The following is a 6,109-nucleotide window of genomic DNA, read 5'->3' on the forward strand; positions in this document are numbered from 1 at the left end:
CGGGTGCTGCCGCTTTTCCGGGTATAGCGTTTTTCCGTATGGTACACCGGAATTTTTTCTTCCATGAGCATCCGGATATTCTCCAGGTCCACGGAGATATGGTCCGGGTGGGTGATATCCTTCACGGTGAGGCTGAGCAGCTCCCTCTTTGGGTAGCCTGTCATGATCTCCCATGCTGAGTTTACAGAAAAGAATCTCAGCTCTTTTGTGACAAGCGCAATTCCCAGTGGACTGCTATCGAAAATTTTTTTGAAAAGTTCTTCTTGCAGGGGAATTGCTTCACCGGGAATAGTGTTATTCTCTGCCATCAGACTGTCCGGCCCTGATCCTGATATGCTGGATGGGGTGGTTTGTGCTTATAATTGTATGGGGACACACAGTTCCGCATATTTCTGGTGATAATGAGAATTCCCTCGCAAAGGATCGGATTATCTGTTACGATGCCGTTCCTATACGAAAGGCATTTTCGGATCTCGCGATGCTCATTCAACCGTGGCAGAAGGCCGTCTCCACGCTCCTTCGGGAACAGTTATCACGAACCGGGCCCCCCTCCCCGGTTCTCCCGTCTCAGCGATCGAGATACCGGTGATGGCCAGGATCTCGCGGGAGAGGAAGAGGCCAAGGCCGGTGTTGTGCCCGAATCCTTTTGTGAACAGCCGGCTTTTATCTTCCAGGGGAATACCGACTCCATTGTCTTCAACCGTGATCACAAGTGCCGGTCCGGATGCCTGCGTTGTGATATCGATCCTCGTCATTTTCGGCCCCCCGTACCGGAGTGAGTTATCGATCAGGTTGTAGAAGACTTTCTCTAAAAGCGGATCGCCATACACTTCCCAATCCCCTGCGTCGGCAGTGAATACAATATCCCGCAGGGGGAGAGAGGCCCGGGAAATTTCAACGGCTTCTCCCACATTCTGCCAGACTGGCGAATTTACCCCGAGGTCCTGGTATTCCTTGGTGAAGACGATCTGGCGTTCGATAGCAAATGCGGCACGTTCAGCCTTCAGGAGATATTCTGAAGTCTCCGCGGTATTGCCAAGGGACTCTTTCGATAACTCCAGGAACGCTTTCAAGGAAAAGAGCTGGTTCTTGATGTCATGCCGTGTTATGCTGGAGAGCAGATTCAGCTTCCGGTTGACTTCGTGGAGTGCCTGTTCAGCCTGCCTCCGCTCCTGGATATCGTAACACGATCCGATATACCCGGCAAACTTTCCATCGGCAGTGAAGAACGGCGTGCCATTGTCATACAGCCAGTGGTAGGTGCCATCATGGTACCGGAGCCGGTATTCCATGGAAAACGGCGTTTTTGCATGGAAATTGTCGAGGTAGATCTTCAGGCATCGGTCGAAATCCTCCGGGTGCACGCCTTCTGCCCACCCGTCACCCAGTTCCTGGCCGAGTGTCCGGCCGGTGAAGTCAAGCCAGTTCCGGTTGAAGTAATCGCATTTTGCATTCACGTCTGCACGCCAGATCGGGTTGGGGAAATCGTCGAGGACTTTTAAGTAGAAGTCATGGGACTTCCGGATCTCGTCCTGCACCCGCCTCTCTTCCGTGATATCCTCAAACGCCGCGACAAAATACCCCTGTTGCGGGCTGAAGACCGATATCCTGAGCAGTTTTTTTATGGGCAGGAAATCGATCTCGAACCGTTTTGAAACCCCGGTCGAAGCCACCTGTCCATAGATATCAAAGAGTTCAGGTGTCAGTTTCCGGATATCGGGAATGACCTCGAGCACCCGTTTTCCTTTCACATCATTGAGACCCGTCAACTGCCCGAACGCGGCATTCACGTCAAGGTATACCCAGTCCACAGGCCTCCCGTTCCTGTCATAGATCATCCGGCAGTAGGCAAATCCTTCCAGCATATTTTCAAAGAGTGTACGGTATTTTCTCTCACTTTCCAGCAGGGCCTTCCTGTCTTCGGAAAGATGTTCCGAAAGATATGCAACAACGGCAGCGATTCCGGCAAACACCAGGAACCGGAGCCATGCCCCGGAAATGACATCTGTGTTCCCGTCACCGTAAAGATAGACCAGCCAGACATAGGCAAGGGCAAGGAGCAGGGACAGGAGAAAACCGCGGTACCGGTAGTGATAGGCAAGCAGGATGATGGGGAAGTAAAACAGGTGCATGAAGATGATAGTAATTCCCTGCATCAGGCAATAGAGCGAGACTGCAATGGCTGCTGCTGTGCTGGCAATGATGAGCAGCTGCCAGAGATATTCGGGCAGGGAGACGCCAGATATGCTGCTTTTGCCGTCGGGATGGGAATGGGAATACGCCATGGAGATGCACCTGATAATGAAAATCCGGACAGGATCTTCCGGGAATATATACGCTTGATGGGGGTGTTTTTGTTTATAATGTTATTTCCGGAGTAATCTCCCTGTATTTCCTGACAGGCGGGTGTAAGGATTTTTTATTGTTCTGGTCTCCCTGCAGGGACGAACATACCGAATATCTAACAGGCACGGACTCCAATAGTATCACAGAACCTGACCATGCCTGAGGAACAGGATTGCCGGCAGTGCGGAAAGTGCTGCGAGAAATGGGGCTGGGACCAGAAGGGGATACCGGAGGATCTCGTCCCGTGGATCGAGGCAGGGCGTACCGATATCCTGCAACACGTCGGGATCATGTTCTCCGACCGGAAACATTCTACCGGAAAAGATCTCACGCTTGCCGACCTCTCCCGTGTGGTTCGTATCGATTACTGGGTTAATGTAAACGGAGGAATGCTGACGTATTGCCCGTTCTTTTTCCGGGCCGGTGACGGGAAGGTATATTGCCGCATCCATCTGGCAAAACCTGCGGTCTGTATTGGTTTTACGCCATGGAACGAAAGGATCCGCGATTATGCCCTGAACTGTCCGGCCTGCCGGGATAGTATTCCCTGAAAAAAAGATCTTCCGCGCCTGACCCCGGATTTATTGGTTTCCTTTTGGTCTTTCAGCGAACCGGTACGCACCTTTCGGTACCAGCAGTTCAAACCGCACACCTTTTCCCGCTTCGCCGGTCTCCCGGATCGTGATCCCGGTGATGGAAAGGATCTCGCGTGCAAGGAAAAGACCAAGGCCGCTTCCTCTCCCCCCTCCCTGTTCGAAGATCCTGGATTTTTGTTCGTCCGTTATCCCGACACCGTTATCGGTAAGGATGATGACCAGTCCGTCCCCGGACTCGCGATACGTGAGCGAGACCTCGGTGACCCGCTGGCCGTGGATGAAACTGTTCTCGACCAGATTGAAAAAAACCTTCTCCAGGAGCAGGTCCGCATAGATCTCGAGACCTTCAACCATCATGCGGCGCTCGATCTTCAGGGAGTCCAGGTGGGAGATTGCATACAGGAAGACCTGCCCGACATTCTGCCATTTCGGCGGGTGGATTCCCAGGTCCTGGTAGGTCTTGGTGAAATTCAGCGAGCTGACGATCTTACTGATGAGAAACGCTTCCTTGTCGATATAGGTCAGTGCTTTTGCTTCATCGCGGCTGCTTACGGAAAGCTGGATGTACGCAGAAAGGGCAAAGACGGTGGACTGGATGTCCTGGAAGATTACCCTGTTCAGGAGCCCCAGTTTCTTCCGGGCCTGTTCCAGTGCCCGTTCTGCCCTCCTTGCCTCGCTGATGTCCCGACCGATGGCAAGGACCCTGGGCTCGTTCTCTCCCCGTTCATTGACCGATTCAATCCTGCGCAGGCGCATCTCGACAGGGAACTCGCTGCCATCTCTTCTCCGGCAGACCCAGTTGAATTCAGCCTGCCCTTTTTCCAGCACCTCACGGATATGCATAAATGCCATTTCCGTGGTATATCCGCTTCCACTCATGTCCGTTGGATCTGCTTTCAGTATCTCATCCCGCCTCATCCCGAAAGCCCTGAGAACATTCTCATTCACATCAATGATGTGTCCGTCAGAACCATGGACAAAGATAAGGTCCGGAGATCCCTCATAGATTGCTTCAAGATGCTTTTTGGCACTGATGAGTTCTTTCTCTGCGATGACACGGTCTGTGATATCGACAACCGAGATGATGATCTGGCCGGTCCCCGGAACGATCGCTACGTGCATGATACAATACAGGATAGTGCCGTATCGGGTGATGAACCGGAATTCATACGATGACGGTGCAAACACCGGGTCTTTCATGCGGGCGTGGTAAAACTCTTTCATGCGCTGGTATTCATCGTGGGTCACAAACTCCTTCCAGAGGTGTTTTCCCGCCAGCTCTTCGACCGTATATCCGGAAAGCTGAGCGAACCGTTCGTTTGCCTGGATGATCAGGGTATCCCGGTTGATGACGATGGAGGCGGACCCGGTCGTGTTGAAGACGGTCCGGTAGAAAACCTCGGAATCCCGGAGTGCTTTTTCAGATGTTCTCCTTGTTGAGATGTCCCGGCAGAGGGTCAGGATATGGATAGTGCTGCCATATGATACAACGGTTGCATTGATCTCGACAGGGGTGATGAGTCCTTTGGGACTGACATAATCCACTTCAAAATTCCGGATCACACCGGTCTTTGCGCACTGGGCAACTGCTTGCGCGTTCCTCTCCTTCTCATAATCCGCGGTCCACTCAAGTACGCTCCGGCCGAGAAGCTCGTCCAGCCGTTCATGCCCCGATAACTCGACATATTTCTGGTTGGCATCGATCACAAGGCCTGCAGCATCTATGACAACAAAACCGGTTCCTGTTGTTTCAACGAGTGTCCTGTACAGCCGCTCGCTCTCCCGGTGTGCTTCTTCAGCTTCTTTCTGCGGAGTAATATCAATAATGGAGCCAATGGCGACCTCGCGATTGACATCAAAGCGGGCAGAGAACTGACCCCAGAACTCTTTTTTCGTCCGATGGTTCCGGAACCTGACAATATGATTTTCTATCTGCCCGTGCTCTTTTAGAATCCGCCCCACCTCTATACGGTCTTCCGGGTTCACATAGAGGGCGAGGATGTCGCTGCCAATTGCCATTTCGATTGAATCAAATCCGGCAAGGTCTGCATATTTCTTGTTGCAGGCAACTACGGTTGCATTTTTGAAACTCGTCTCAAAAAGTCCTACCTGTGCGAACTGGTAGAGGTTCCGGTATTTCCACTCGCTTTCCTGAACCGCCTGTTCCCGCCGGGCCAGTTCTTCATAGTTCGCCCTGAGTTCTTCTTCGGTTTCTGCAATGTTTTCATAGGCGGACTTCAGGGCCTGGTTCTTTTTCTCCAGGTCAAGCATCTTTTCCCGGAGTTCCGGATAGTAACTCTTGCGGAGCGATGACTCGCCAAGGCCGATAATCTTCTTTCGCTGGTCCTGCCAGTCCGGGTGCTCATCAGAGGGCATTTGCGTAGATCCGTTCGATATCTGCTGCGGTCGGCTGCCGCGGGTTGGTTGCCATGCATGGATCGCCAAGGGCATTCCGGGCAAGGGCCGGGATATCCGCCTTTGACACACCAAGGTCGCTGAGCGTGTCCGTTATCCCCACCGATTCGCGGAGGTTCCTTACAGCGCCGATAATCTCTTCCTGTGCACTCTTGCCACCCGGGCCCGGTTCGATTCCCAGGGCCTTTCCAATCTCCCGGTACCGTGTGGGGCACGCCGGATAGTTGAATGCCATCACGTGTTCGAGCAGCAGGGCATTGCACTCCCCGTGGGGGAGGTCCGAGAAGCCGCCGAGGCTGTGTGCCATGGCATGGACGGCACCGAGGCTGGCATTCGAGAAGGCAAGACCCGCACAAAGGCTGCCAAGCATGGTCTTGTACCGGTATTCAGTATTCAGCGGCTCCATGTATGCTTTTAAGAGATACTCACTTATCAGCCGGGTGGATTCGAATGCCTGGATGTCCGTAACCGGTGAACTGGCATTGGAGGCATATGCTTCTACACTGTGGGTAAGCGCATCCATGCCGGTGTGTGCAGTCAGTTGTGGTGAAAGGGTAGTGAGAGGAAGGGGATCGATGAGGGCGATGTCCGGGACGATCTTCTTGCTGATGATGGCGATTTTCACTCTTCTCTTCGTATCATTGATAATGGCGAACTGCGAAACGTCTGCTCCGGTCCCGGCAGTAGTTGGGATGCAGATCAGGGGGGGTGTGGGAATATGGATCTGGTCCACCCCCTCAACTTCCAGGATA

Annotated in this window: 5 protein-coding genes; 1 reads left to right on the plus strand and 4 read right to left on the minus strand. The window is 53.0% G+C overall.

Annotated elements, in window-relative coordinates:
* Positions 1 to 308 (minus strand): PAS domain S-box protein (locus tag CW742_RS15475; protein ID WP_369333009.1); only part of this gene is annotated, 308 nt, incomplete at its 3' end.
* 174 nt (positions 309 to 482) lie between these two features.
* Positions 483 to 2,285: a PAS domain-containing sensor histidine kinase gene (locus CW742_RS05455; protein WP_292417570.1), complete on the minus strand. Its 1,803-nt coding sequence runs from the start codon at positions 2,283 to 2,285 to the stop codon at positions 483 to 485.
* Positions 2,286 to 2,501: 216 nt separating this feature from the next.
* Here CW742_RS05455 and CW742_RS05460 point away from each other — a divergent pair, with 216 nt between their 5' ends.
* Positions 2,502 to 2,897 carry a YkgJ family cysteine cluster protein gene (locus CW742_RS05460; RefSeq protein ID WP_292417573.1) on the plus strand — a complete coding sequence of 132 codons (396 nt, stop codon included), beginning with the start codon at positions 2,502 to 2,504 and terminating at the stop codon, positions 2,895 to 2,897.
* A 30-nt stretch (positions 2,898 to 2,927) separates the two neighbouring features.
* On the opposite strand, the gene CW742_RS05465 is transcribed toward CW742_RS05460, so the two are convergent.
* On the minus strand, positions 2,928 to 5,318 hold the full coding sequence (locus CW742_RS05465; protein ID WP_292417575.1) for a PAS domain S-box protein: 2,391 nt from the start codon (positions 5,316 to 5,318) through the stop codon (positions 2,928 to 2,930).
* A partial coding sequence (locus CW742_RS05470) for an iron-containing alcohol dehydrogenase (protein ID WP_292417577.1) occupies positions 5,308 to 6,109 on the minus strand: 802 nt, incomplete at its 5' end. The genes CW742_RS05470 and CW742_RS05465, both read right to left, overlap by 11 nt.

This window comes from Methanoregula sp., from assembly GCF_002835825.1.
Lineage (GTDB): Archaea > Halobacteriota > Methanomicrobia > Methanomicrobiales > Methanospirillaceae > Methanoregula.

Bases quoted from the DNA above. Each gene is read 5' to 3' on its own strand.
- CW742_RS05460 (WP_292417573.1), top strand. From the start codon at position 2,502: ATGCCTGAGGAACAGGATTGCCGGCAGTGCGGAAAGTGCTGCGAGAAA.
- CW742_RS05455 (WP_292417570.1), bottom strand. From the start codon at position 2,285: ATGGCGTATTCCCATTCCCATCCCGACGGCAAAAGCAGCATATCTGGC.
- CW742_RS05465 (WP_292417575.1), bottom strand. From the start codon at position 5,318: ATGCCCTCTGATGAGCACCCGGACTGGCAGGACCAGCGAAAGAAGATT.